The organism is Thermus kawarayensis JCM 12314, assembly GCF_055393575.1.
Map to the genome: position 1 here is coordinate 1,396,392 of NZ_AP043756.1, position 24,551 is coordinate 1,420,942.

Annotated in this window: 23 protein-coding genes; 12 read left to right on the top strand and 11 right to left on the bottom strand. The window is 68.3% G+C overall.

What is annotated here, in order from left to right:
* Positions 1–4: 4 nt before the first annotated feature.
* From ACZ5RK_RS07840 to ACZ5RK_RS07855, 4 genes are read right to left on the bottom strand one after another with little or no spacing between them, the layout of a single operon-like run.
* Positions 5–892 (bottom strand): glycosyltransferase family 2 protein, encoded by an 888-nt coding sequence (locus ACZ5RK_RS07840; protein ID WP_464908694.1) that lies wholly within the window; start codon positions 890–892, stop codon positions 5–7.
* Positions 885–2,003: a UDP-galactopyranose mutase gene (glf, locus tag ACZ5RK_RS07845; RefSeq protein ID WP_464908695.1), complete on the bottom strand. Its 1,119-nt coding sequence runs from the start codon at positions 2,001–2,003 to the stop codon at positions 885–887. The genes ACZ5RK_RS07840 and glf overlap by 8 nt, the downstream gene beginning before the upstream one ends.
* Positions 2,000–3,049 carry a glycosyltransferase family 4 protein gene (locus ACZ5RK_RS07850; RefSeq protein WP_464908696.1) on the bottom strand — a complete coding sequence of 350 codons (1,050 nt, stop codon included), beginning with the start codon at positions 3,047–3,049 and terminating at the stop codon, positions 2,000–2,002. Before ACZ5RK_RS07850 ends, glf begins: the two co-directional genes overlap by 4 nt.
* On the bottom strand, positions 3,046–3,624 hold the full coding sequence (locus ACZ5RK_RS07855; protein WP_464908697.1) for a pyroglutamyl-peptidase I: 579 nt from the start codon (positions 3,622–3,624) through the stop codon (positions 3,046–3,048). The genes ACZ5RK_RS07850 and ACZ5RK_RS07855 overlap by 4 nt, the downstream gene beginning before the upstream one ends.
* A 51-nt stretch (positions 3,625–3,675) precedes the next feature.
* On the opposite strand from ACZ5RK_RS07855, the gene ACZ5RK_RS07860 reads away from it, so the two are divergent.
* Together ACZ5RK_RS07860 and mfd are read left to right on the top strand one after the other, a co-directional pair.
* Positions 3,676–4,512, top strand: coding sequence for a DegV family protein (locus ACZ5RK_RS07860; protein ID WP_464908698.1), 837 nt, complete (start codon positions 3,676–3,678; stop codon positions 4,510–4,512).
* A gap of 27 nt (positions 4,513–4,539) precedes the next feature.
* A complete protein-coding gene (mfd, locus tag ACZ5RK_RS07865) occupies positions 4,540–7,476 on the top strand; it encodes a transcription-repair coupling factor (RefSeq protein ID WP_464908699.1) in 2,937 nt (978 codons plus the stop codon).
* On the opposite strand, the gene ACZ5RK_RS07870 is transcribed toward mfd, so the two are convergent.
* Complete coding sequence (locus ACZ5RK_RS07870; RefSeq protein ID WP_464908700.1) at positions 7,473–8,030, bottom strand: membrane lipoprotein lipid attachment site-containing protein; 558 nt, start codon at positions 8,028–8,030, stop codon at positions 7,473–7,475. The two genes, mfd and ACZ5RK_RS07870, sit on opposite strands and share 4 nt — an antisense overlap.
* 10 nt (positions 8,031–8,040) lie before the next feature.
* Positions 8,041–9,381: a hypothetical protein gene (locus ACZ5RK_RS07875; RefSeq protein WP_464908701.1), complete on the bottom strand. Its 1,341-nt coding sequence runs from the start codon at positions 9,379–9,381 to the stop codon at positions 8,041–8,043.
* 122 nt (positions 9,382–9,503) lie between these two features.
* On the opposite strand from ACZ5RK_RS07875, the gene ACZ5RK_RS07880 reads away from it, so the two are divergent.
* From ACZ5RK_RS07880 to ACZ5RK_RS07890, 3 genes are read left to right on the top strand one after another with little or no spacing between them, the layout of a single operon-like run.
* On the top strand, positions 9,504–11,795 hold the full coding sequence (locus ACZ5RK_RS07880) for a 3-hydroxyacyl-CoA dehydrogenase/enoyl-CoA hydratase family protein (RefSeq protein ID WP_464908702.1): 2,292 nt from the start codon (positions 9,504–9,506) through the stop codon (positions 11,793–11,795).
* A gap of 12 nt (positions 11,796–11,807) precedes the next feature.
* On the top strand, positions 11,808–13,001 hold the full coding sequence (locus ACZ5RK_RS07885) for a thiolase family protein (protein WP_464908703.1): 1,194 nt from the start codon (positions 11,808–11,810) through the stop codon (positions 12,999–13,001).
* Between the two features lie 11 nt (positions 13,002–13,012).
* Positions 13,013–14,746: an acyl-CoA dehydrogenase family protein gene (locus ACZ5RK_RS07890; protein ID WP_464908704.1), complete on the top strand. Its 1,734-nt coding sequence runs from the start codon at positions 13,013–13,015 to the stop codon at positions 14,744–14,746.
* 112 nt (positions 14,747–14,858) lie between these two features.
* On the opposite strand, the gene cysS is transcribed toward ACZ5RK_RS07890, so the two are convergent.
* Positions 14,859–16,298: a cysteine--tRNA ligase gene (cysS, locus tag ACZ5RK_RS07895; protein ID WP_464908705.1), complete on the bottom strand. Its 1,440-nt coding sequence runs from the start codon at positions 16,296–16,298 to the stop codon at positions 14,859–14,861.
* 37 nt (positions 16,299–16,335) lie between these two features.
* On the opposite strand from cysS, the gene hslO reads away from it, so the two are divergent.
* From hslO to merA, 6 genes are all read left to right on the top strand, one after another.
* Positions 16,336–17,361, top strand: coding sequence for an Hsp33 family molecular chaperone HslO (gene hslO, locus ACZ5RK_RS07900; RefSeq protein WP_464908706.1), 1,026 nt, complete (start codon positions 16,336–16,338; stop codon positions 17,359–17,361).
* 12 nt (positions 17,362–17,373) lie between these two features.
* Positions 17,374–17,787, top strand: coding sequence for a universal stress protein (locus ACZ5RK_RS07905; RefSeq protein WP_464908707.1), 414 nt, complete (start codon positions 17,374–17,376; stop codon positions 17,785–17,787).
* 10 nt (positions 17,788–17,797) lie between these two features.
* Complete coding sequence (locus ACZ5RK_RS07910; protein ID WP_464908708.1) at positions 17,798–19,036, top strand: aminotransferase class I/II-fold pyridoxal phosphate-dependent enzyme; 1,239 nt, start codon at positions 17,798–17,800, stop codon at positions 19,034–19,036.
* 152 nt (positions 19,037–19,188) lie between these two features.
* Complete coding sequence (locus ACZ5RK_RS07915) at positions 19,189–19,617, top strand: MerR family transcriptional regulator (RefSeq protein WP_464908709.1); 429 nt, start codon at positions 19,189–19,191, stop codon at positions 19,615–19,617.
* Between the two features lie 9 nt (positions 19,618–19,626).
* Entirely contained in the window at positions 19,627–19,836 is a 210-nt protein-coding gene (locus ACZ5RK_RS07920) for a heavy-metal-associated domain-containing protein (RefSeq protein WP_054647615.1), read from the top strand.
* Positions 19,833–21,203 (top strand): mercury(II) reductase, encoded by a 1,371-nt coding sequence (gene merA, locus ACZ5RK_RS07925; RefSeq protein WP_464908710.1) that lies wholly within the window; start codon positions 19,833–19,835, stop codon positions 21,201–21,203. Before ACZ5RK_RS07920 ends, merA begins: the two co-directional genes overlap by 4 nt.
* Before the next feature lie 121 nt (positions 21,204–21,324).
* Here the strand turns inward: merA and ACZ5RK_RS07930 are convergent, their stop codons facing one another.
* Entirely contained in the window at positions 21,325–21,681 is a 357-nt protein-coding gene (locus ACZ5RK_RS07930; protein ID WP_464908711.1) for a DsrE family protein, read from the bottom strand.
* Positions 21,682–21,760: 79 nt separating this feature from the next.
* Here ACZ5RK_RS07930 and ACZ5RK_RS07935 point away from each other — a divergent pair, with 79 nt between their 5' ends.
* Positions 21,761–22,507, top strand: a complete 747-nt coding sequence (locus ACZ5RK_RS07935) for a Crp/Fnr family transcriptional regulator (protein WP_464908712.1) — start codon at positions 21,761–21,763, stop codon at positions 22,505–22,507.
* On the opposite strand, the gene ACZ5RK_RS07940 is transcribed toward ACZ5RK_RS07935, so the two are convergent.
* From ACZ5RK_RS07940 to ACZ5RK_RS07950, 3 genes are read right to left on the bottom strand one after another with little or no spacing between them, the layout of a single operon-like run.
* On the bottom strand, positions 22,504–22,986 hold the full coding sequence (locus ACZ5RK_RS07940) for a cytochrome P460 family protein (RefSeq protein ID WP_054647129.1): 483 nt from the start codon (positions 22,984–22,986) through the stop codon (positions 22,504–22,506). The genes ACZ5RK_RS07935 and ACZ5RK_RS07940 overlap by 4 nt on opposite strands.
* Positions 22,987–23,042: 56 nt before the next feature.
* A complete protein-coding gene (locus ACZ5RK_RS07945) occupies positions 23,043–24,269 on the bottom strand; it encodes an aminopeptidase (RefSeq protein ID WP_464908713.1) in 1,227 nt (408 codons plus the stop codon).
* A 32-nt stretch (positions 24,270–24,301) separates the two neighbouring features.
* Positions 24,302–24,433, bottom strand: a complete 132-nt coding sequence (locus ACZ5RK_RS07950) for a hypothetical protein (RefSeq protein ID WP_464908714.1) — start codon at positions 24,431–24,433, stop codon at positions 24,302–24,304.
* Positions 24,434–24,551 lie beyond the last annotated feature (118 nt).

A 24,551-nucleotide genomic window follows, 5' to 3' on the forward strand; every position in this document is an offset into this window, starting at 1 on the left:
TATCCTACAGGGCACCGCAGCCTTTCCAGTCAGGAGCGGTAGCGAAGCCAGCCTTCACCCCTTCCTTGACCACCCGCCAACCCTTGCGCCACCCTGTGCGCCAGAGATAGTCTAAGGCGCTTCCCGTCAGGTGGAGGAGCAAAAGCCCCTTTTCTAGAGGGCTGTAGGCAGGGCCCCTCACTGCCCAGATCCGGTTTCGCACCTCGTAGAAGAACCTCTCGGGGTGGGCGCTTGCGGGAGTGTACTTGGTAGGGGTCTTGTGGATGGCGATGCTGTTTAGCACCCAAAACCCTTTCTCCCGGCGAAGGATACGCCCTGTGTGTTCCAGGTCATCGGTGCGGACGAAAAACTCCGGGCAGGGAAAACCATAGCGCCGCAGGGCCCAGGAGGCGATGAGCACCGAAGGGTATGCGGCCCATCGGATGGGGGAAAGACCCATGGAGCGGAAACGGGAATATTCCGAGAGAGGGAAGAGCCTGGGCCAGGGGTAGTTCATGGGATGCAGCGAGCCGTCCACCCAGAGGACCCGGCTGGCCAGGACTGCCGGATGTTCTGGTTGAAGGCGTTCTGCAGCCATGAGGAGCCGTTCCAGGGCGTCGGGTGTAGGCACGGTGTCGTCGTCCATGACCCACACCCAGTCAAAGCCTTGGTCCATAGCCCACTGCATTCCCACGTTAAACCCCATGGCTCCACCGCGGTTTTCCGGTAACCGGAGCGTGTGCACATTGGGGAAGGCCTGAGCCAGAAGCTCCGGGGTGCCATCGGTGGAGGCGTTGTCCACCACCAGGACGTGGTCGGGGGAGCGGGTCTGGGAAAGCACCGCCTGCAAGCACTCCCGGAGGAGCGCCTTCCGGTTGTAGGTCACGATTACCGCGCAAACCTTTTCACCCATGGGTCAACTCCTCAAAGAGCTTCAGGGCCCGGGCCACCGCCTGGTCCATGTTGTAATAGCGATAGTCCCCAAGCCTTCCCGCGAAATAAACCCCCTTGAGCTGTTTCGCCTCCTCCAGGTACCTCCGGTAGCGCTCCTCGTTCTCCTCCCTGGGCACCGGGTAGTAGGGCTCGTTCCTCCCAGGCTCGTAGGCCTCGGGGTACTCGTAGCACAGGGTGGAGTGGGGGAGGTAGTCCTGCCCCGTCAGGTGCTTGAACTCCGTGACCCGGGTGTAGGGGTGCTCGTTGGGGTAGTTCACCGTGCCCACCTCCTGCGCCCAGGGCTTGGGATGGAACTCCATCCGGAAGCTTAGGGAGCGGTAGGGCAGGGCTCCGTGAAGGTAGCCGAAGAACTCGTCTATGGGCCCGGTGAAGACGAGGCGGTCAAAGCGCACCTCCCCTTCCACCTCCTTCCAGTCGGTTTGGAGGAGGAGCTTGATGTTGGGGTGGCCGAGCATCCGGCGGAAGAGGGCGGTGTAGCCCTCCTTGGGCATGGCCTGGTAGGTGTCCTGGAAGTAACGGGTGTCGTAGCTCACCAGGACCGGCACCCGTGCGGTGACGGAAGGGGAGAGCTCCTCGGGGCGCAGGCCCCACTGCTTCAGGGTGTACCCCTCAAAGACGTTGCGGTAGACGTAGTCCGCCAGGAACCTCAGGTCCGGGTCTTCCTCCTCCTTGAGCCGGAGGATGGGAACCCGGGCCCCGTAGCCGAAGCGGGCCATGAGCTTCTCCTCCAGGCGGTCGGCAACCCTTGGGGAGAAGAGGGCGCGGAGGGTGGCGAGACTGAAGGGGAGGGGGACCTCCTTACCCTCCACCACGGCCCGCACCCGGTGGTAGTAGGGGCGCCACTCGGTGAACTGGGAGAGGTAGTCAAAGACCTTTTTGCTGTTGGTGTGGAAGATGTGGGGGCCATAGCGGTGGATCAGAACCCCATGGGGCTCCATCTCGTCGTAGGCGTTCCCCCCGATGTGGTCCCTCCGGTCCACCACCAGGACCCGCTTTCCCGCCGAGGCCAGCCGCTCCGCCAAGGTGGCCCCGGTGAACCCCGCGCCCACGATGAGGTAGTCAACCTTCATCCCTCCTCCTGGATCTCTTGTAGAGCCTGGGCAAGCTTCTGGGCGGCGTCCTCCAGTGTGTGAGATTGCTCCACGAAGGTCCGCGCTCGTTTCCCAAGCTCCGGGCTAGCCTCCCGGAGGGCCTGGGCCAGCCGCCTGGGGTGAGGGGGGACGAGCCTGCCGGTGAGGCCGTCCTGGATGAGCTCCGCCTGGGCCGGGATGGGTGTGGTGACCACGGGGAGGCCGGAGGCCATGGCCTCGAGGGTGGCCAGGCTCTGGTTCTCCCCCAGGGTGGGGAGAAGGACGGCGTCCACCGCCCGGTAGAGCTCCGGCATGTCCTCCCGCCGGCCCAGGAAGCGCACGTTCCCAAGCCGCAAAAGCCTTGCCGTCTTGCGCCAAAGGCCCAGAAGCTCCCCGGTCCCCACCAGGAGAAAGTCTACCTGGGGAAGGAGCCTTGCGGTGAGGAGGACGGCCAGGTGGTTCTTCTCCGGGCTCATGCGGGCGGAGACGAGGACGGCGGGACCGCCGAGGCCATACCGCGCTCTAAGAGCCTCTTTCTCCCCGGGAAGGGGTGGCCGGAAGCGTTCCGTGTCCACTCCGTTGGGCACGGCGCGTACCCCTTTAACCCCGTGCACCTCCTCAAGCCACCGGGCTGCCCAGCGGGAGACGGTGAGGACCGCTTTGGCCCGCCTTAGATTGGGTACCTGGAGGAGCCGGTAGCCCAGGCGGTAGAGGTAGCGCCCCCCGAAGGGGTAGAAAACCTCCACCTGGTCGTGGATCAGGAGGGTGAGCCTGGGATAGCGGGCGAAGAAGCGGCGGTAGCTTTGCGGGTACCAGGCGGAGGCCACCACCTGGTCCACGTCCTGGGGAAGTTCTCCTAAATGCTGGTAGGCGTGGACCGGGACCCCCTGGCCCGCCAAGGCTTCCCGGATGGAGTGGTTGCCCTCGGCCATGGGCAGGGCGGCCTCGGCCTCGAGGCCGAGGCGCCTAAGCCGGGGGAGCATCTCCCTTAGGTAGACCTCGCTCCCGCCGATGCGCTGGGCGTCCGTGAGGAAGAGAACCCTCACAGGTCCTCCAAGGCCATCCTCACCGCCCGGGCCTGCTCCTTGAGGGGCACGTAACCCCCTCCTTTGGCCAGGGCCAGGGTTTCGTCTGGGGGCAGGTGGATGAAGCCCACGGGGACGCTTTCGGGCAGATGGTACAGGGAGAGGTAGAAGACCTGGTTGCAGAGGTAGCTCCCTGCGGAGAGGCTTTGCCTTCCGGGAATCCCCGCCTCCCGCCAGCGGGAAAGGATGCGCTTGAGGGGAAATCGGGCCTCGAGGGCCAGGGGCCCCCCTGGGATCACCGGGGTATCCTGAAGCCTTTTCCCCCCGTTGTCGGGGCGTTCAAAGTCCAGGAGATTGACCGCCAGGCGCTCCAGGGAAAGAAGGGGCCTGCCCTCGGCAAGTCCCAGATGGAGCACCGCCCGGGGCCTTTCCGCATACAGGACCTGAAGGACCCCCCCTACCTTCTCGGTGTCCACGGGGAGGAGGGCCTTGCGCAGGGGAACGCCTCCCAAGGCCTCGGGCAGGAGGGCGAGGATGGCCTGGGAGGGGTTGTGGGCCAGGCCCCCAAAGGGCTCAAAGCCGGTGACCAGAAGCATGCCTCCGCCATTATAGGGGAGGGTGTTTTGACCTGGTATAAGATGGGGGGCGTGGACCTAGGGCTGGTGACCGACACCGCTTCGGACCTCTCCCCCAAGATTCTCCAGGAAGAGGCCGTGGGCCTGGTGCCCATCTACGTGCACCTGGCCGGGCGCCGCTACAAGGACTGGCAGGAGCTCACCCCCGATGCCCTTTACCAGGCCATGCGCGCCGGGGCCGAGCCCGTGACCGAGCCTCCCAGCGTGGAGGACTTCGCCGAGGTCTACGAGCGCCACCTGCAGGTGTACGACCGGCTCCTTTCCCTTCACGCCTCCGGCGAGCTCTCCAAGACCGTGGAAAGGGCCCGGGAGGCGGCCTTAAGGGTGGCTCCCACCCGCATCCGGGTGGTGGACTCGGGGATGGTCTCCGCCGGGCTTGGAGCCATGGTCCTCCGGGCGGTGGAGATGCTAAGGCAAGGGGCGGAGGAAGAGGCGGTGGTGCGGGAGATGGAGAGGCTCAAGCGCTCCAGCCTCTACTTCAGCGTGGCCGACCTCTCCCACCTGGCCCGGAACGGCCGCCTGCCCCGGTTTGGCGAGGTGGTGGGGAACCTCCTGGGCTTGAGGCCCATCCTGCGCATTGAGAAGGGGCATATCCGCTTCCTCCGGGTGGTTCGGGAGAACGCCGTGCCCGAAACCCTGGCCCGCCTGGTGGTCTCCGAGTTCAAAGGGCGCACCGCCCGCATCACCATCGCCCACTCCGAGGCCCAAAGCGAGTGGATTGAGGGTCTAAAGCGGGGCCTGGAGAGCGCCTTGCGCCTGGAGCGGGGACGGATCACCCGCTCGGGGGCCACCATCGCCGCCAACGTGGGCCTAGGGGCCTTGGCGGTCCACGCCTACGCGGTAGAATAGCCGTTGGCCCTTCGGGGCCGTGGCGGCATGGAGATCGCCCTGGAAAGGCTCTACGGCCACCGCCTGGCGCTTCCGCAGGTGGTGGCGGCCCTTCTTTTCGCCCGCGAAACGCCCCCCGCCCTCCTTCTGGTTCCCGAGGAGAAGCTAAGGCGCTACCAGGACCTCTCCGCCTTTGGGGCCAGGGTCTACGTGAACCCGGGCCTCGAGGCCCTGGAGGAGAAGGCCCTCTTTCTCTTCTCCTACGAGGAGGCCCTAAGCCCCTTCCCCGAGGATCCGGAGGCCTGGCGCCTCCTTCTGGAGGTAGGCCGCCCCTACCCCAGGGAGGCCCTCCTTTCCCGCCTTCTCAAGATGGGCTACGCCCGGGACGAGGACTACCGGGTCTTGGGGGAGGTGGTGGAGCTGGGTGAGGTCCGCCTGGAGTTTTTCGGGGACGAGCTGGAGAGGCTTCTCGTTGGGGGAGAGGAGAGGAGGCGCCACCTCCTCCTGCCCAAGCCCGGTAAGGCGGAGGGCTTCACCTCCCAAAAAATCCTCCACTTCCCCGGGCCCGTGTACCTGGACACCCCCGCCCTGGCCCCCAAGGCCCTTTGGCCCCTCCTCTCGGGAAGGCCCCTGGTGGCCCTGGGGAGCGGACTGGAGCTTCCTCCTCTGGAGCTTGGGGTGGAACCCCTTGCCCCCTACCGGGGGAGCTTAAAGGCCCTGGAGAGGGACCTGGCCCAGTGGCTTAAGGAGGGGAAGCGGGTCCACCTCTTCGTGGCCCACGCCCGCACCCTGGACTACTTGAAAAGGCGCCTCCAGGCCTTCTCTCCCTTGGTCCAGGAACGCTTTCCCGGTCCCAAGGGGAGGCTTACCCTCCTTTGGGGAAGCTTTGAGGGGGGGGCCAAGTGGGGCGAGGACGTCTTCCTCACCGAGGCCCTGGTCTTCGCCACGGGGAGCGCGCGGGCGAGGCTTAGGGCGGGGGAGGGGCTTAGTGACCCCGGGGCCCTTTCCCCGGGGGACTTCCTCATCCACCCCGAGCACGGCATCGGCCAGTTCCTGGGCCTGGAGACCCGGGAGGTTCTGGGGGTCAAGCGGGACTACCTGGTCCTCCGCTACCGGGGGGAGGGAAGGCTCTACCTGCCCGTGGAGCAGCTTCCCCTCCTCAAGCGCCACCCCGGCACCACGGACGACCCCCCGGAGCTTTCCTCCCTGGGAAAGAACGAGTGGCAACGGGCCAAGGAGCGGGCGAGGAAGGACGTGGAGGAGCTGGCCCAGCGCCTTCTTGTCCTTCACGCCAAGAGGAAGGCCACCCCCGGCCGGGCCTTCCCCCCCTTGCCCGACTGGGACCCCTTGGTGGAGGAGGGCTTCCCCTACGAGCTCACCCCCGACCAGAGGCAGGCCCTGGAGGAGGTCCTCCGCGACCTGGAAAGCCCCCACCCCATGGACCGCCTGATCTCGGGGGACGTGGGCTTCGGCAAGACCGAGGTGGCCCTCAGGGCCGCCCACCGGGTGGTGGGGCACGGGGCCCAGGTGGCCTTCCTGGTGCCCACCACCCTTCTCGCCGAGCAGCACGGGAAGACCTTTAGGGAGCGCTTCCGGGGGCTTCCCGTGAGGGTGGGGGTCCTTTCCCGCTTCACCCCCCCGAAGGAGGAGGAGGCCCTCCTGAGGGGCCTGGCCCAGGGCACGGTGGACATCGTCATCGGCACCCACCGCCTCCTCCAGCCTGACGTGCGCTTTAAGGACCTCGGCCTCCTCATCGTGGACGAGGAGCACCGCTTCGGGGTGGCCCAGAAGGAGCGGATCCGGGAGCTCAAGGAGAACGTGGACACCCTCTACCTCTCCGCCACCCCCATCCCCCGCACCCTCTACTCCGCCCTGGTGGGCCTGAAGGACCTCTCCAGCATAAAGACCCCACCTCCCGGCAGGAAGCCCATCAAGACCTTCCTCGCCCCCTTTGACCCCCTTTTGGTGCGGGAGGCCATCCTCCTGGAGCTTGCGCGAGGGGGCAAGGTCTTCTACGTCCACGACCGGGTGGCCTCCATAGAGGCCAGGAGGCGCTTTCTGGAAAACCTTGTCCCCGAGGCCCGCATCGGGGTGGTCCACGGCCAGATGCCCGAGGGCCTCGTAGAGGAGACCATGCTCCTCTTCGCCGAGGGGGCGTACGACCTCCTCCTCGCCACCACCATCATCGAGGCGGGGCTGGACGTGCCCGAGGCGAACACCATCCTCATTGAGCGGGCGGACCGGCTGGGCCTCGCCACCTTGTACCAGCTCCGGGGCCGGGTGGGGCGGAGGGAGGAGGAGGCCTACGCCTACCTCTTCCACCCGCCCCGCCTCACCGAGGGGGCGGAAAAGCGCCTCGCCGCCATCGCCGACCTCTCGGACCTGGGTTCGGGCCACTTTTTGGCGGAGCGGGACATGGAGATAAGGGGGGTGGGAAACCTCTTGGGCCCCGAGCAGCACGGGCACATCCGGGCCCTTTCCCTCGAGGTCTACACGGAGCTTCTGGAGGAGGCCTTGAGGAGGCTCAAGGGGGAGGTGAAGGAGGAGAGGCCCCACGTCACCCTGGACCTGGGGGTCTCCGCCCGCTTGCCCGCCGAGTACGTCCCGAGCCTCGAGGCCCGGAGCCGCTACTACAGCCGCTTCGCCGAGGCGGAAAGCCTCGCCGAGGTCTCCCGCCTGGTGCGGGAGCTAAGGGAGCGCTACGGGCCTCTCCCTGAGGAGGCGGAGAACTTCGTCAACCTCACCCGCCTCCGCCTGGTGGCGGAGAGAAAGGGGGTGGTGTCCATCGCGGAGGGCCTCACCCACCTGGAGGTGGTCTTCCCCCGCTACCCCCTGGACTACGATGCCCGGGGCCTCAAGGGCCTCCCCTTCCGGGTGGAGCCCACCCAGTACCCCCCGGGCTTCCGCCTGGAGAAGAAAGGCCTTAGGCCCCGGGACTATCCCGAGGCCTTGATGGAGGCCCTCTACCTCTTCGCCGACCGCTAGGGGCTGGGGATCAGGTTGAAAAACCTCAGGCGGAGGACCACCTCGGCCTTCTCCAGGGCGTAGCGCACCTCATCGCCACTCCTCACCTGAACCCGGGCCCCGAGGCGGAAGGTGCCCCTCTTGATGAGGGCGTAGAGGGGGTCGCCGGGCCCTATGGCGAGGCTTCCGTCCAGGGTTCCTGCCTCCCCAGGGCTCAGGGTGAGGGAGGCGGTTTTCACGGCGAAGTCCCCTCCCGTGCCGTCGTAGAGGTCGGTATCGTCCCGGGGGCCCGCCCGGACCTCGAGGGCAAGGTCCGCGGGAAGGGTACCCGTGTTCTGAAGCCTCACTTGGAGGGCGATCCGCCCGTCCTCTAGGGCCTCCTCTCCCCGCACGGGGATTTCCTGCCCGGCGCGGTCCTCGGGCAGGTACACCTCGGTTTGGGTGAGGCTGAGGGTGCCGGTGCGGCTTCCCTCGGGGACGAAGCTCAGGAGGTCCACCTCCAGCCGGTGGACCGTGTGGCCGCTACAGGCCGCGAGGACCAGGGTAAGGCTTGCCAGGAAGAAAACGCGCTTCACAGATCACCTCCTAGAAGCTTACTGCCAGGGCTACCCCGTAGACCGTGCCGCCCACCAAGGGGGCCTCGTGGGCGGTGAGGGCCAGGTCCAGGGCCAGGGCTTCCAGGCCCAGCCCGGCCCCCACCCCGAAGCGGAGTCCGCCCCCGAGGCCCGCCCCTGCCCTTAAGGCCCAGGGGCCGAGGCCGTACTCCAGCCCCAGGTGAAAGGCGGGGGCCACGCTGCCGAAGCGGGCATCGGCGGCCACCAGGAGGCTTCCCACCTCCAGGGGCAGGCGGTAGGCCCCGTTCAGAAGAACCTCCGGGGCGGAAAAGTCGCTCTCCTTGGTGGCGGGGGCCCAGGTTTCCCCGCTTTCCGTTCCCGAGACCTCCACCCCGCTCCACCGGGCGAAGCCCAGGAGGTTCCTGACCCCAAGGCCCAAGGCCCACTCCCCCCCGTCCAGGGCCACGCCCGCATCGGCCCGGAGGCCGTAGCCCAGCCCTCCTCCCCGGCCCAGGATTCCCATAAAGTTGGGGACGCTCAGGAAGTAGCGGTAGGCGTAGCTGGCCCCGCTCACGTTGCCGTCCTGGTCAAAGGTGGGGCGGGCTTGGGCGCTGGCCTCCAGGTAGCCTAGGCCGAGAAACCCCTCGCCCCTCACCCCCACGTAGACCCGCCCGAGTCCGGGAACCTGGGAGAGGGGCGTGGCGAGGCCCGCAGCCAGGCTGAGCCCCGCGCCATAGGCCAGGCTGGCCTCGAGGAAACAGGGGGAGGGGTCTTGGCCCCTGCAGGGGTCCAGGCTGCCCCTCTGCAGGGCCTCGGCCAGGGCGGGGCTCGGGCCCACCCGGAGGCCCTGGGCTCCGGAGAAGAGGCCGAGGCTCAGGTAGGTGCCGGGGCCTAGCTCCAAGGCGATGGGCAGGAAAGGGCTAGGAACGAGGGCCTCCGGCCTTTCGGGGGAGCTCCCCACGGAGAAGGAGGGGGTGAGGGACCTACCCTCGCCGTCGGTGATGGAGAGGCCATCTGCGCTCACCCGGAAGACCACCTCGTCGGGGCTTCGGGCGGGGTTGAGGAGGAAGCTGTCCAGGTGGGCGGTTTGATCGTAAAAGCTCAGGAGGTCAAACCGGGTGCGGAAGGCCTGGAAGTCGGTGAAGTAGGCCAAGGGGCTGGTTTCAGGGAAGAAGGGAAGGAGGCGCAACACCCCCAAGGGAACCTGGAAGCCCCCTCTTTCCCAGCGGTCGGGGAAGGCGGCGTAGGCGGGGTTGGCCCCGGCCTGGGCGGGGCCTGGCAGGGCCACGCCCCCCATGCCCAGGCTTCGCACCCCCTGGGCCAGCCCCAGGCCGGAAAGCCCGAGCAGGATTAAAAGAACCCTCCTCTTCATAGGGCCTTCAGCTTAAAGACCTGAGGGCCGGGCGTCAAGGGTTCCTGGGCCCCTTGGTGTTTGGCCCCTTTGACAGGTGGGCCCGGGCGGCGTAAACTTTGACTCAGTATAAGGAGGTGGCCATGATCAAGAAGGTAGGCGTGGTGGGCGCGGGAACCATGGGAAGCGGGATCGCCGCCCTGGTGGCCAGCGCCGGGATCCCCGTGGTCCTCCTGGACATCCCCGGCAAGGAGGACCGGAACGAGTACGCCAAAAGGGGCTTGGAGCGTGCCCTCAAGGCCAAGCCCGCAGCCTTCATGGACCCGGAGCTTGCCCGCCACATAGAGATCGGCAACACCGAGGACCATCTGGAGAAGCTCAGGGACTGCGACTGGGTGGTGGAGGCCATTGTTGAGAAGCCCGAGCCCAAGCAGGCCCTCTACGCCCGCCTGGAAAGCCTTTTGAAACCCACCGCCATCGTCAGCTCCAACACGAGCGGCATCCCCATGAGGGTCCTCCTGGAGGGGCGCTCCCAGGGCTTCCGCCGGCGCTTCCTCGGCACCCACTTCTTCAACCCCCCCCGCTACCTCCACCTCCTGGAGCTCATCCCCACCCCCGAGACCGACCCCAAGGTTCTGGAGGAGATCCGCCGCTTCGGGGAAAGGATCCTCGGCAAGGGCACCGTTCTCGCCAAGGACTCCCCGGGCTTCATCGCCAACCGGCTGGGGGTCTACGGGATGGTCCAGGCGGTGCGCCTCATGGAGAGGCACGGCCTCACCATTGACGAGGTGGACGCCCTCACCGGGCCCCTCCTCGGCCGGCCCAACTCCGCCACCTTCCGCACCGCCGACCTCACGGGGCTGGACGTGCTGAAGCTGGTGACCGAGGAGCTCGCCCAGGCCACGGGGGAGGACTTCGCCTTGCCCGAATGGGTCCTCCGGCTGGTGGAGGAGGGCCGCCTGGGGGAGAAGACGGGGGCCGGGTTCTACAAGCGGGTGAACGGGGAGATCCACACCCTGGACTACCGGACCCTGGAGTATGTCCCCAGGGCCAAGCTGGACCTGCCGGAGCTCCGCGCCCTCCGGGACCTTCCCCTAAGGGAGCGCCTCGCCAAGGTTTTGGACCTCCCTGGCAAGTACGGGGCCTTCCTCCGGGAGCTTTTCGCCAAGACCGCCCACTACACCCTGGAGAAGGCCCCCGGGATCGCCTACGACCTGGTTTCCGTGGACCAGGCCCTGGAGTGGGGCTTCGGCTGGGAGGAGGGGCCCTTTAAGAACATGGACGCCGTGGGGCTTTCCCGGGTGGAGGCCCTTTTTGCCGAGCACGGCCTAAAGGCTCCTGACCTCCTTAAGAAGGCCCAGGGTGCCTTCTACCAGGACGGCGCCTATCTGGGCTTTGACGGGGCCTACCACCCCCTGCCCAGGCGGGAGGGGGTCATCTCCCTGAAGGCCCTCAAGTCCGAGGGGAAGACCCTTTTGGAGAGCCAGGAGGCGGCCCTTCTGGACCTGGGGGACGGGGTGGCCCTCCTGGAGTTCCGCACCAAGATGAACGCCATCGGGGAGGGGGTCATCCGCATGCTCCAGAAGAGCCTGGAGTACGTGGAGGAGAAGGGCTACCTGGGTCTCGTCCTCGGCAACGAGGACCCCAGGGCCTTCTCCGCCGGGGCCAACCTGGCCCTTATCCTCTCCCTGGCCCAGGAGGGGGACTGGGACGAGCTCGCCCTGGCGGTGCGCCAGTTCCAGAAGGCCTCCATGTCCCTCCGCTACAGCCCCTTCCCCGTGGTGGTGGCCCCCTTCGGCCTGACCCTGGGGGGCGGGGCGGAGTTCACCCTGCACGCCGACGCCGTCCAGGCCCACGCCGAGCTCTACATGGGCCTGGTGGAGGCCGGGGTGGGGCTTCTCCCCGCTGGGGGCGGCACCAAGGAGATGCTCCTCCGCTTCACCCAGGAGCTCCTTCCCTACGAGGAGGCCGACCCCTTTGAGGGGGTGAAGCGGGCCTTCGGGCTCATCGCCATGGCCAAGACCTCCACCAGCGCCCTCGAGGCCCGCAAGATGGGCTTCCTGCGGGATAGGGACCGGATCAGCATGAACCGGGACTTCCTCATTGCCGACGCCAAGAGGCGGGTTTTGGAGCTCGCCCCCGACTACCGCCCGCCCCTTCCCCCTAAGGTCCCCGTCCTGGGAAGCGAGGCCCTGGGCAACCTCCGTTACGCCGTATGGTCCTTCCGGGAGGCGGGGGAGATCACGGACCACGACATGAGGATCGGCCTGGAGATCGCCTACGTCCTCTCCGGCGGGGAAGGCCCGGCGCGGGAGGTTTCCGAGTGGGACCTTCTGGACCTGGAGAGGGAGGCCTTCTTGAAGCTCCTCGGGACCCGCAAGACCCAGGAGCGCATCGCCTACACCCTGAAGACGGGGAAGCCTCTCAGGAACTAAAAGGGGGAAAAGATGCGGGAAGCGGTCATCGTGAGCGCAGTGCGGAGCCCCGTGGCCCGGGGCAAGAAGGATGGGGCCTTGGCCACCCTCCACCCCGTGGACCTCTCGGCCCAGGTGATGCGGGCGGCGGTGGAGCGGGTGGGCCTGGACCCCAAGGAGCTCGAGGACGTCCTCTGGGGGTGCGCCATGCCCGAGGCCGCCCAGGGGCTGAACATCGCCAGGCTCGCCCTCCTCCGGGCGGGGTTCCCCGTGGAGGTGGCGGGGGCCACCATCAACCGCTTCTGCTCCAGTGGCCTCCAGACCATCGCCATGGCCGCCCAGGCGGTGATGACGGGGATGGCCGAGGCCGTCTTGGCGGGCGGGGTGGAGATGATGAGCCAGGTGCCCATGTCGGGCTTCCACACCAGGCTCCACCCCGACCTCACCCCCACGGAGTGGAGCCCGGAGACCTATTCCACCTACATCGGCATGGGCTTCACCGCCGAAAGGGTGGCGGAGCGCTTCGGCATCGGCCGCGAGGACCAGGACCGGTGGGCCCTAAGGAGCCACCAGAAGGCCGCCCAGGCCTGGGCCGAGGGGCGCTTTAGCGAGGTGGTGCCCATCCGGGTGCCCCGGGTGACCTACCAGGGGACCAAGAAGCGGGTGGAGGAGATCCTCTTTGAAAGGGACGAGACGGTGCGGCCCGACACCAGCCTCGAGGCCCTGGCCAAGCTCCGCCCCGCCTTCAAGAAGGGGGGCACCGTGACCGCCGGCAACGCCAGCCCCTACTCCGACGGGGCGGCGGCGGTGGTGGTCATGAGCCGGGAGAAGGCCGAGGCCCTGGGCCTAAAGCCCTTGGCCCGCTTCGTTAGCTTCGCCGTGGCCGGGGTGGAGCCCGACATCATGGGCATCGGGCCGGTGAAGGCGGTGCCCAAGGCCCTAAAGCGGGCGGGGCTTACCCTGGACCAGATCGCCCTCATCGAGTTCAACGAGGCCTTCGCCGCCCAGGTCCTGGCGGTGATGCGGGCCTTGGAGATGCCCGAGGAGAGGACCAACGTCAACGGCGGGGCCATCGCCCTAGGCCACCCCCTGGGGGCCACGGGGGCCAAGCTCACCGCCCAGCTCCTGAGCGAGCTTTCCCGGAGGGGCGGGGGGTACGGCCTCGTCACCATGTGCATCGGCGGCGGCATGGGGGCCGCGGGCGTCTTTGAGGTGTACCCGGCCTGAGGAGGGATACCATGACCGAGGAGAAGAAGCTCTGGCAGAAAGGCGGCGGCTGGCTTTTGGAAACCCCGGAACGGGTCTACACCCCGGAGGACTTTGACGAGAGCGTGAAGGAGATCGCCCGCACCACCCGCGCCTTCGTGGAGCGGGAGGTGCTTCCCCTCCTGGAGCGCATGGAACACGGGGAGCTCGAGCTGAACGTGCCCCTCATGCGCAAGGCGGGGGAGCTTGGGCTTTTGGCCATTGACGTTCCCGAGGAGTACGGTGGCCTGGACCTGCCCAAGGTGATCTCCACCGTGGTGGCCGAGGAGCTTTCCGGCAGCGGGGGCTTCTCCGTCACCTACGGGGCCCACACCTCCATCGGCACCCTGCCCCTGGTCTACTTCGGCACCGAGGAGCAGAAGCGGAAGTACCTGCCGAGGCTCGCCAGCGGGGAGTGGATCGCCGCCTACTGCCTCACGGAGCCGGGCTCGGGCTCGGACGCCCTCGCCGCCAAGACCCGGGCCACCCTCTCCGAAGACGGAAAGCACTACATCCTGAACGGGGTCAAGCAGTGGATCTCCAACGCTGGCTTCGCCCACCTCTTCACCGTCTTCGCCAAGGTGGACGGGGAGCACTTCACCGCCTTCCTGGTGGAGCGGGACACCCCGGGGCTTTCCTTCGGCCCCGAGGAGAAGAAGATGGGCATCAAGGCCTCCAGCACCCGCCAGGTGATCCTGGAGGACGTCAGGGTCCCCGTGGAGAACGTCCTGGGGGAGGTGGGCAAGGGGCACAAGATCGCCTTCAACGTCCTCAACGTGGGCCGCTACAAGCTGGGGGCGGGGGCCGTGGGCGGGGCCAAGCGGGCCTTGGAGCTCTCCGCCCAGTACGCCAACCAGCGGGTGCAGTTTGGCCGCCCCATCGGCCGCTTCGGCCTCATCCAGCAGAAGCTTGGGGAGATGGCGAGCCGCATCTACGCCGCGGAGAGCGCCGTCTACCGCACCGTGGGCCTTATTGACGAGGCCCTTTCCGGCAAGAAGGGCCCCGAGGCGGTGATGGCGGGGATTGAGGAGTACGCCGTGGAGGCCAGCATCATCAAGGTCCTGGGCTCCGAGGTCCTGGACTACGTGGTGGACGAGGGGGTGCAGATCCACGGGGGCTACGGCTACTCCCAGGAGTACCCCATTGAGAGGGCCTACCGCGACGCCCGCATCAACCGCATCTTTGAGGGGACCAACGAGATCAACCGCCTCCTCATCCCCGGCATGCTCCTCCGCCGGGCCTTAAAGGGGCAGCTCCCCCTCTTCCAGGCGGCCATGAGGCTCCAGAAGGAGCTCCTGGAACCTGTCTTTGAGGAGCCCGAGGACCTCGAGCTCCACCAGGTGCAAAACCTCAAGAAGCTGGCCCTCATGGTGGCGGGCCTGGCCGCCCAGAAGTACGGGCAAAAGGTGGAAGAGGAACAGGAGGTCCTGGCCGCCGCCGCCGACATCCTCATTGACGCCTACGCCGCGGAAAGCGCCCTCCTCCGGGCCAGGCGGCTTGGGGGGCTGGCCCAGGCCCTGGCCCGCATCTACCTGGTGCAGGCCCTGGACCGGGCCCAGGCCGGGGCCCTCTCCGTTCTCCCGAGGCTGGTGGAGGGGGACGAGGCCCGGGTGGTCTACTCCGCCGCCCGCAGGCTTACCAAGCACGAGCCCGTGGACCTGGTGGCCCTGAGGCGCCAGGCGGCGGAGGCGGTGCTGGAGGTGGGGGGTTACCCCGTTTCCCGCTGATACCCTTTCCTGCCCTGCTGGCTCGGGGAAGCCTGCCTAAGGGCCCCCATGCTGGCTTGGGCCAGCATGGGGTATGAGGCCCCGCTCCCGGACCCGCCCCTGGGGCGGGGCTTTAGGGTTCCAGGCGCCACCGGGGGCCCTCCGGGGTGTCCTCCACCACCACCCCCAGGGCCTTGAGCCTCTCCCGGATGAGGTCGCTCTTGGCGTAGTCCTTGGCCCGTCGGGCCTCCTCGCGAAGCTCCAGGAGGAGGGCGATGAGCCCCTCCAGGAGGGGTCCCGAGACCTTTTCTTCCAAGACCCGCTCGGGAAAGAGGCCAAGGATTCCCTCCCCCAGGGTGTGGAGGACCTCCTGGGCCCGGGCCAGGCTTTCCGCCTTGGCCTCGGGGAGGAGGCGGTGGAGCTCCGGGAGGAAGGTGAAGAGCAAGGCGATGGCTTGAGGAGTGGAGAGGTCGTCCTCAATGGCCTCGAGGAAGCCCTTCTCCAGCGCGTCCAGGGCCCTTTCCAGCCCGGGGGTGGTGCCGGGGGGGGCGGTCCTCCGGCGCTCCCGCACCTCCCGGTAGGCGTGGAGGAGGCGGGCGTAGCCCCTCTTGGCGCCCTCCAGGCCCTCAAAGGTGAAGTCCATGGGGCTCCGGTAGTGGGTCTGGAGGAGGTAGAAGCGCACCGCCATGGGCTCGTGGGCCTTGAGGAGGTCGTGGAGGAGGACCAGGTTCCCCGTGCTCTTGGCCATCTTCTCCCCTTGGAGGAGGACGTGGTTGTGGTGCATCCAGTGGCGGGCGAAGCGGAAGCCTGCGGCCTCCGCCTGGGCGATCTCGCACTCGTGGTGGGGAAACTGGAGGTCTATCCCCCCGGCGTGCAGGTCAAACCCCTCCCCCAGGTACTTGAGGCTCATGGCGGTGCACTCAATGTGCCAGCCGGGATACCCCTCCCCCCAGGGGCTCCTCCAGCGCATGAGGTGCCCGGGCTCGGCGGCCTTCCAGAGGGCGAAGTCCAGGGGGTCTTCCTTCTCCTCCCGCACCTCCACCCTGGCCCCCGCCCGAAGCTCCTCCGGGCGCTTGCCGGAGAGCTTCCCGTACTCGGGGAAGGAACGCACCCGGAAGTAGACGCTCCCCTTCCGCTCGTAGGCGTGCCCCTTTTCCAGGAGAACCCGGGTGAGCTCAATCTGCTCGGGGATGTGGCCGCTGGCCCGGGGGGCGATGGAGGGCCTGAGGACGTTCAGGGCCTGCATGGCGTCAAAATAGCTCCAGGTGTACTTCTCGGCCACCTCCATGGGCTCCAGGCGCTCCAGCTTGGCCCGCCTCACGATCTTGTCCTCGCCCTCCTCGTCCTCGGTGAGGTGGCCCACGTCGGTGATGTTGGAGACGAAGCGTACCTTGTAGCCTTTGTGAAGGAAGTAGCGCCTGAGGACGTCGTAGACGATGGGGCCCCGGGCGTGGCCCAGGTGGGGGTCGGCGTAGACCGTGGGGCCGCAGACGTAGATGCCCACGTGGCCGGGCGTGGCGGGGACGAATTCCACCTTGGCCCTTTGCAGGGTGTCGTAGATGCGAAGGCCCATATGGGCGATTATAGGGCCCGTGGCATAATGGCGGGGTATGGGAAGGATCCTTAGGGGCCTGGCCGGGGAGGGGGATCTGAGGGTGGTGGCCGCCGAGACCACGGACATCGTGGAGGAGGCGCGGCTGCGCCACGGCCTTTCCCCCACGGCCACGGCTGCCCTGGGACGGGCCCTGACCGGGGCCCTCCTCCTCGCCCAGCTCCTCCTCAAGACCCCCAAGGAGCGGCTCACCCTGCGCGTGGAGGGGGCCGGGCCCCTGGGGGGGCTTGTGGTGGAGGCGGACGCCTTTGGGCACGTGCGGGGCTACGTGAAAAACCCCAAGGCCGAGGTGCCCTTGCGGGAGGACGGGAAGCTCAACGTGGGGGCGGTGGTGGGGGCCGGGGTTTTGCGGGTGGACCGGAGCCTGCCTAACGGGGAGGTCTACACCAGCGCCGTGCCCTTGGTCTCCGGGGAGATGGCCGAGGACTTGGCCCACTACCTCTTCCAGTCGGAGCAGATCCCCTCCGCCGTGCTCCTCGGCGTGCGGGTCAAGGGGGAAGGGGAGGTGGAGGTGGCGGGGGGCGTGGCCGTCCAGGTGATGCCCGGGGCTAAGGAAGAGGTCATCGCCCGCCTCGAGGCCAACCTGAAGGACCTCCCCGGCATCACCCCCCTCCTTCGGGAGCGGGGCCTGGAGGGGGCCTTGGAGGCCCTCCTCGCGGGCCTGGGCTTCGCGCGCACGGACCTCCGGGCCCTGGGCTACCCCCAAAACGAGATCCCCGCCCGTTTCCGTTGCCGCTGCAACCGGGAGAAGGCCCTGGAGGCCCTGGTCTTCTTCACCCCGGAGGAAAGGGAGGAGATGATCGTGAAGGATGGGGGGGCGGAGGTGGTCTGCCACTGGTGCGGGGAGGTCTACCGCTTCTTTCCGGAGGAGATCCGCTCCCTGGTGGCCGAGGTGCGCTGCCCGGACTGCGGGGCCCTTTGGCTTTACCCCCGGGCGGACGGCACGGTCTTCCGCTGGGAAGGGGAGACCTGCCGCTGCGGAAGGAGGGTGGAGCTCCCCCCGGAAGCCCGGCCCGAGGCCTGATAAGCTTGGGTCATGTTCAGGACCATTCTTCTGGCCTACGATGGCTCGGAGCACGCCAAGCGGGCGGCCTTGGTGGCCAAGGCCGAGGCGGAGGCCCACGGGGCGAGGCTTGTTTTGGTCCACGCCTACGAGCCCGTTCCCGACTACCTGGGGGAGCCCTTCTTTGAGGAGGCCCTGAAGCGCCGCCTGGAGCGGGCGGAGAAGGTCTTGGCCGAGGCGGTGGCCCTCACCGGGGTGCCCCAGGAGGACGCCCTTCTCCTGGAGGGCCGTCCGGCGGAGGCCATCCTCGAGGCCGCCAGGGGGGAAAAGGCCGACCTCATCGTCATGGGCACCCGGGGCCTGGGGGCGGTGGGGAGCCTCTTCCTGGGAAGCCAAAGCCAAAGGGTGGTGGCCGAGGCCCCCTGTCCCGTGCTCCTCGTGCGCTAGGGGGTGGGGGATGGAGTACGAGACCCTGGCGGTGCTTTCGGGCCTGCCCGAGGATCCCCACGGGGCCCTTGGCCTGCCCATCTACGCCGTGGCCGCCTACGGCTTCAAGACCCTGGAGGAAGGCCAGGAGCGCTTTGCCACCGGGGAGGGGTACGTCTACGCCCGCCAAAAGGACCCCACCACGAAGGCCCTGGAGGAAAGGCTCAAGGCCCTGGAGGGGGCCCTGGAGGCCGTGGTCCTGGCCTCGGGGCAGGCGGCCACCTTCGCGGCCCTCCTCGCCCTTCTCCGCCAGGGGGACGAGGTGGTGGCGGCCAAGGGGCTCTTCGGCCAGACCATCGGGCTTTTCCACCAGGTCTTCGGCCTCATGGGGGTGAGGGTGCGCTACGTGGATCCCGAGCCCGACAAGGTGCGGGAGGCCCTCACGGAAAGGACCCGGGCGGTGTTCGTGGAAACCCTGGCCAACCCCGCCCTCCTGGTGCCCGACCTCGAGGCCCTGGCCACCTTGGCCGAGGAACGGGGTGTGGCCCTGGTGGTGGACAACACCTTCGGGGCGGTGGGGGCGCTTTGTAGGCCCCTCAACTGGGGGGCCCACGTGGTGGTGGAAAGCCTCACCAAGTGGGCCTCGGGGCACGGCTCCGTGCTGGGCGGGGCGGTGCTTTCCCGGGAGACCGCCCTCTTTGAGGGCTACCCCCAGTTCCAGGAGCCGGATGCCAAGGGCCAGGTTCCCTGGGCGGCCCTGGGGCCGCGGTGCTTCGCGGACCGGGTCCGCACCCTGGGCCTCTCCCTGGGGGGGATGAGCCTTTCTCCCTTCAACGCCTACCTTCTCTTCCAGGGGCTGGAGACCCTGGCCTTAAGGGTCAGGCGGATGAGCGAGACGGCGGCCCTCCTCGCCGGGCGCCTCCGGGCTCACCCCAAGGTCAAGGCCCTCCGCTACCCGGGCCTTCCCGAGGACCCCGCCTACAGGAACGCCCGGAAGTACCTGGCCTCGGGCGGGCCCATGCTCACCCTGGACCTGGGAAGCCAGGAGGCGGCAAGCCGCTTCCTCGGGGCCATCCGCCTCTTCAAGGCCGCCAATCTGGGGGATGCCCGCACCCTGTTGGTGCACCCCTGGACCACCACCCACAGCCGCCTCAAGGAGGAGGCCAGGCTTCAGGCCGGGGTCACCCCAGGGCTGGTGCGGGTTTCCGTGGGGCTGGAAGACCCCGAGGACCTGTCGGCCCTTTTCCTGGAGGCCTTGGAGGCGGTGTAGCCGTGGGGGTTCGGCTTGTGAGGAGGAGATCTATGGCACATGCATGTTTAATCGTGAATAAAATCGCTAATGGACCCCTCCCACCTGCCCCCCTCTCAGGTCCTTGACGGGAGCTGGGCCCCGGGCTACCCTGACGAGAGGTTAGGAAGTAGATGCCCTTTACCGTTGGTCAGCTGGCCCGAGAGTTCGGCCTCTCCCCGGACGCCCTCCGCTATTACGAGAGGCTTGGCCTCCTTTCCCCCGAGGGGCGGACGCCCGCCGGGTACCGCCTCTACGGGGAAGAGGCCCGGCGCCGCCTCCGCTTCGTCAAGGAGGCCCAGGCCGCCGGGCTTAGGCTGGAGGACATCGCCGGGATCCTCCGCCTGATGGACGAGGGCAAGCCTCCCTGTCGCCACGTGCGGGAGGTTTTAGGGGCCCGCCTGGAGGAGGTCAGGCGGCGCCTTAGGGAACTGAGGGCCCTGGAGCAGGCCTTGGCCGAGCGTCTGGCCTTTGCCGAGGCCCACCCCGACCCCGCCTGCGACGGGAAGGACCACTGCGTCTACCTGGACCCCCTTGACCCTGGAGCGAGCTCCAGGGTCTAGCCTGGGGGCATGGAGAAGAACCGCTTTCGCATCCGGGTCCCCAAGATCCACTGCGCAGGGTGCATCCGCACGGTGGAGCGTGCCCTGGGCCAGGTGGCGGGGGTGGAGAAGGTGAGGGTGGACTACCTCAGGAAGGAGGCCCACGTCCTGGGGGAGGCGGCCTTGGAGGACCTGCTGGCGGCCTTGGAGCGGGTGGGCTACCCAGGGGAGGCGCTGTGAGCTACGACCTCCTCATCGTGGGCTCGGGCTCCGCCGGGGTGGCGGCGGCCCTGGAGGCGGCCGCCCTGGGGGCGAAAGCCGCCGTGGTGGAGGCGGGGGTCCTGGGGGGCACCTGCGTCAACGTGGGGTGCGTCCCCTCCAAGTACCTCCTCCGGGCGGCCCACGCCTTCCACCGGGCGGGCCACTCCGCCTTTCCGGGGCTTGCCCTAAGGGTCCTCGGGGTGGACTGGAGGGCCCTCCTCTCGGGCAAGGAGGCCCTGATCTCGGCCCTCAGGGAGGAGAAGTACCAGGAGGTCCTGGAGGCGGCCGGGGTCCCCGTGCTCCGGGGGAGGGCCCGCTTCCTGGACGGGGAGAGGATGGAGGTAGAGGGGCGGGAGGTCCTCGCCGGGCGCTACCTTCTTGCCACCGGGGCGAGGCCTTTTATTCCCCCCATCCCGGGCCTCCGGGAAAGCGCCCCCTGGACCTACCTCGAGGCCCTCTCCGCCCCCGCCCTCCCCGAAAGCCTCCTGGTGGTGGGGGGAGGGCCCATCGGCCTTGAGCTCGCCCAGGCCTTCGCTAGGCTTGGGAGCCGGGTGGTGGTCCTCGAGGCCCTTCCCGAGGTCTTGCCCCAGGAAGACTGGGAGCTCGCCCGGCTCCTTCGGGGCTACCTGGAGGAGGAGGGCCTCCGGGTCCACACCGGGGTGCGGGTGGAGGCCGTAGCCCGGGAGGGGACTTTCCGGGTCAGGACCGACCGGGGGGTTTTTGAGGCGGAAAGCCTCCTCGTGGCCACGGGGAGGAGGCCGGACCTGGAGGGGCTCGGCCTGGAGCGGGCGGGGGTGGAGCGGGACGAGAAGGGCTTCCTCCAGCTGGACCCCACCTTGCGCACCACCAACCCCCGGGTCTACGCCGCCGGGGACGTGGCGGGGCTTCCCCAGTTCGTCTACGTGGCCGCCCAGTCCGGCCGGGTGGCGGCGAGGAACGCCCTAGGGGTGGAGACGCCCCTGGACCTCTCCGCCCTCCCCCGGGTGACCTTCACCGACCCCGCCCTGGCCGCGGTGGGCCTCACCGAGGAAGAGGCGAGGGCGAGGGGCCGGATGGCGCGGGCGGCCTTTCTCCCCCTTTCCCTCCTGCCCAAGGCCCTCACCGCCCGCGACACCCGGGGGGGTTTCAAGATCGTGGTGGACGAAGAGGGGACGGTCCTCGGCCTCCACGTCCTGGCCCACGAGGCGGGGGACGTCATCCAAGAGGGCATCCTGGCGGTGAAGTACGGCCTCGGCTACCGGGACCTTATAGACACCTTCCACCCCTACCTGACCCTGGCCGAGGGGATAAGGCTCGTGGCCCAGGCCCTGGACACCGACCCCCAAAAGCTTTCCTGCTGCGCCTGATGGCCCGGCAGGGGCCGACCGTGAGGTGTGAGGCCCTCCTTGACCCCACTTCGGCTAAGTACCCCGCTCTGGCTTTCGCCAAAGCGGGGGCTTACATGTCGCGGAACCGAGGCGCGGGCACTTAGAACGTCACGAGCTGGTACCCCTCCTCCAAGAGGCCCCTGAGACTCGGGTGGTCGTGGAACTCGGAGAGGAAGGGGAAGCCCCGGGCTTCCAGGATTTCCTTGACCCCAAAAGCGCGGGAGCAGTAGGCGCAGGCCCCCAGGATCCGCTCTTTCACCGCCAAGAGGAGGACGTGGGCTTGATGATCGGGATCGGAGAGGGCAGCGAGCCCCTGGGTCCCGGCCCCGTCAAAGACGATCCGCACCTCGTCCCCGGCCCGCTTGAGCTCCTGGGCCAGCATCAGGGCGTTTACCAGGCGGCCCAGGCCCTCGTGGGTTTCCGTTCCTGCCAGCACGATAATGGCTACCTTGTGCATCTTGGCCTCCCTCTGCCCCGAAGGGCAGGGCCCAGGTTAATGGGGAGGGCGGGTTCCAGGGTATAAACTCCTTTACAGGATGGCCCTCTGGCAACCCCACACCCTGCTTCGCCTCCTGGGCCGGGGTGCACCGGCCCGGAAAGGGGTTTTCGTCGTGCCAGAGGCCCGCTTTCCGGAGGGCCTCTCCCCGGAGGAGCGGCAAGAGGTGGAGGCCATCTGCCCACCCCGAAGGCTTGCCCGGGGTGAAGCCGTCTTCCGCCAAGAGGATGAGGCGGCGAGCCTCTACATCCTGGTAGAGGGGCGGGTACGGCTTCTCTTGGAAACCCCTAAAGGGGAGCGCACCCTGGCCCTCCTGGGCCCGGGGGACCTTTTCGGGGAATCCTTCCTCACCGAGCGCTCCCGCCAGGGCGTGACCGCTTTGGTACAAAGCCCGGAGGCGGTGGTCTGCCCCGTTTCCCGGGAGCAGTTCCTGGCCCTTTGCCGTGAGGTCCCCGAGGCGGCGTTAAGGCTTTGCGCGGTGCTGGCGGACCGGGTCACCCTCCTCTCCGAGGAGCTGGCCCAAAGCGCCCTGCCCGCCCCTGTGCGGGTGGGGCGCCTGCTTCTGTCTCTGGCCCGGCGTTTCGGTGAGGCCCAAGGGGAAGGCAGGGTGCGGCTGGACCTAGGTCTGACGCAAGAGGAACTGGGCTCCCTCTGCGGGGTGACCCGGGTGAGCGCAGCCTATGCCCTTCGGCTTTTTCGGATGGAAGGGGCCCTGAAGCGGGACGGGGCCGGGTACCTGGTGTACCCGGCCCGGCTAGAACGCCTTCTGGAGAGCCTAGAATCCTAGCGAATAGGGGTGCTGAACACGAAGTCCTGGGCCTTCGCCTGGGCGTGGCAGGCGGCGCACATGGTTACCTTGCCCGCCACGTCTACCCGCCCGTCGGGGAAGTACTTGACCCAGAACCAGTCTCCTCCCTCGGGGTAGTAGCCCTCGGGCATCTTCACCATGGCGGTGATGGCGTCCAGTTTACCGTCGGGCATGTGGTTGTCCTTGACCAGGACGGCGTTCACGGGATACCTCCCCGCCTTGGCCCGGATGGCGTCGTAGGCGATGTCGTTGACGAAGGTGCGGAGGAGGGCCCCGTGGGGCTCCGTCCCCTTGTAGAAGCCCATGGGCTTGCCCGGGACGTAGTGCCAGGACAGGCGGTAGTCCTGGCCGGAGAAGCCAGCGAGGAGCCGCCAGAGGTTTCGGGCCAGGTCCTCGCCCTGCTGGGCGAGGGCCAGAAGGCCCAGGGCCAGGACACCGCCAAGGAGCGCTTTTCTCATGGTTCACCTCCGCACCCCAGCCTAGGGGAGGCGGGGTGTGGAGGGTGTAAAGGCCTTTACACCACCCACCTTCCCCGGCGCATGAGGGGAACGCGGGTCCCGTCCTCGTAGAGCCCGTCCACGTCCAGCTCCTCGGAGCCGATCATCCAGTCCACGTGGATGAGGCTTTCGTTCCCGCCCCGCCTCCGGAAGGCCTCCCCCGAGGGGCGGCCCTCGAGGTTCTCCTGGTAGGCCTGGCCGAAGGCGATGTGGCTGGCGGCGTTCTCGTCAAAGAGGGTGTCAAAGAAGACGAGCCCCGTCTTGGCGATGGGGTTGTCGGCGGGCACCAGGGCCACCTCCCCGAGGCGCCTCGCCCCCTCGTCGGCATCCAGAAGCCGCCTCAGCACCTCCTCGCCCTTTTCCGCCCCCACCTCCACGGCCACGCCCCTCTCAAACCGGGCAAAGATCCCCTCCACCAGGGTGCCTCCGAGGGCCAGGGGGCGGCTTGCCCGCACCACCCCCTCCACCCGTTCCCGGTGGGGGGCAGTGAAGACCTCCTCCGTGGGCAGGTTGGGGTTGCAAAGGCGCCCCTTCTTGGTGGGGGTGGCCCCTCCCTGCCAAAGGTGCCCCTCTGCGAGGCCCACGGTGAGGTCCGTCCCCGGGCCCCGAAAGTGGAGGGCGTGGAAGCGTTGCCCATTTAGGTAGGCCACCTTCTGGTGGAGGAAGCGGTTGTGGGCTTCCCAGGCGGCCATGGGGTCCTCTTGGTCTACCCGGGTGGCCTGGAAGATGGCTTCCCAGAGCTTGGTTATGGCCTCCCCCTCCGGGAGCTGGGGGAAGACCGCCCGGGCCCAGCCCGGGTGGGCGAAGGGGACGATGGTCCAGTTGGTGACGAACTCGGTGATGGCCTCCAGGGCGGGCTTGTAGGCCCGGGCGTTCGCCTGCTGGGCCCGGCCCACCCGTTCCGGGGGAAGCCCCTCTAAGGCCTTGGGGTCGTTGCCGGAAACGGCAAGCCTCGCCGCCCCTTCCCGGAAGGCCTTGGCCATGCCCTCGTAGAGCCAGGCCGGGGCCTTTTCCAGGCCCTCTTCCGGCACCAGGGAGAGGCGCTTTCGGGCGAGGGCGTTGTCCCCGTAGAGGACGGTGAAGAGGCTAGCCCCCTCCCGGTAAGCCTTCTCCGCCAGGAGGCGCACGAAGTCCACCGCTTCCACCGGGGCAGTGGCGATGACCTCCTGCCCCCTTTCCAGGTTGAGCCCCACCCGGATGGCGAGCTCGGCCAGCTTCTCTAGGCGCTTCTGAAAGGCGTCCACGCCCCCAAGTCTTTCCCTCCCGGGGCTTGGCGTCAAGGCCTCGGGCAGCTTCGGGGCCGGAAGAGGAGGAGGCTGAGGCCGGCGAGGAGGAGGAGAGGCCCCCGGTAGGCCTCGAGGGCCACCCCCAGGGCGGCCAGGACCAGGGCGAGAAGGTAGCGGAGCATGCCCTCATTCTAAGTACCTCGCTATGGCTTTCGCCAGAGCGGGGGCTTATATGCGCAGAACCAGGGCGCGGGCACCCACCTTCCGGGACATTCCTCACCCGGGGAAGGGAATAGGGTA